This window comes from Mesorhizobium ventifaucium (genome assembly GCF_935822925.1).
GTDB lineage: Bacteria > Pseudomonadota > Alphaproteobacteria > Rhizobiales > Rhizobiaceae > Mesorhizobium > Mesorhizobium ventifaucium.
This window is the reverse complement of the sequence record NZ_CAKXZS010000036.1, coordinates 35,188-36,071: the sequence shown is the minus strand read 5'-3', so window position 1 is coordinate 36,071 and position 884 is coordinate 35,188. Positions and strand designations below refer to the sequence as shown.

Genomic DNA, 884 nt, shown 5'->3' with positions numbered 1-884 from the left:
AGGTGCACGATGCAGGTCTGGACTACGGTCTGCGGAAAGACGGCGTTGATTGCTTCGGGGAAGCCTTTCAGTCCATCGACGACGGCGATGAGGATATCGCCGACGCCACGGCTCTTCAGCTCGTTCATGACACGCAGCCAGAACTTGGCGCCCTCGGTCTGTTCGATCCAAATGCCGAGGATCTCCTTCGTGCCATCCGGCAGGATGCCGAGCGCGATGTAGACGGCCTTGTTGCGCACGAAGCCCTCGTCCCTGATCTTGACCCGGATCGCATCGAAGAAGACGAGCGGATAGACCGCATCCAGCGGGCGGTTCTGCCACTCGGCCACTTCCTCCAGGACGGCGTCGGTGACGGCCGAAATCAGGTCCGGCGACACGTCGATGCCGTAGAGCTCCTCCAGATGGCCGCGGATCTCGCGCACCGTCATGCCGCGCGCATACATGGAGATGATCTTGTCGTCGAAATCGGGAAAGCGGCGCTGGTATTTGGCGATCAGCTTCGGATCGAAGGTCCCGGCCCGGTCGCGCGGGATCGACAGCGTCATCTTAGATGTGCCCGTCAGAACCGACTTTCGCGAATGGCCGTTGCGGCGATTGACACCGCCTTCACTGCGTTCCTCCTCGAGATGCTCGTCGAGCTCAGCATTCAGAATGCGCTCCGAAAGCGCCCTCTTCAGATCGTCGAGCAATCCGTCCTTGGCAAACACCTCATTCGGATCGCGGCCGGCAAGCAGTTGGTCCAGAAGTTCTCTCTCGATAGCCATGTGATGATTCTCTCCTTTCCATCATCATGGCCTCGCGCACAGAATTCCTGACAGTCCCCTGAGGAAGTGCACGTAACAGCGCTGCCAGACTGCCTCGGGCAGGACTTCGCGGATCGCTAC

At 60.2% G+C, this 884-nt stretch carries 2 protein-coding genes; both read right to left on the bottom strand.

Features of this window, described 5'->3' with window-relative positions; genetic code table 11:
* Positions 1-764: IS256 family transposase (locus NMG70_RS27355; RefSeq protein WP_254027397.1), on the bottom strand; the 764-nt coding region annotated here is incomplete at its 3' end.
* A 24-nt stretch (positions 765-788) separates the two neighbouring features.
* The gene (locus NMG70_RS33085; protein ID WP_367185603.1) at positions 789-878 is read right to left on the bottom strand and encodes a hypothetical protein; all 90 of its coding nucleotides are present in this window, start codon (positions 876-878) and stop codon (positions 789-791) included.
* Positions 879-884 lie beyond the last annotated feature (6 nt).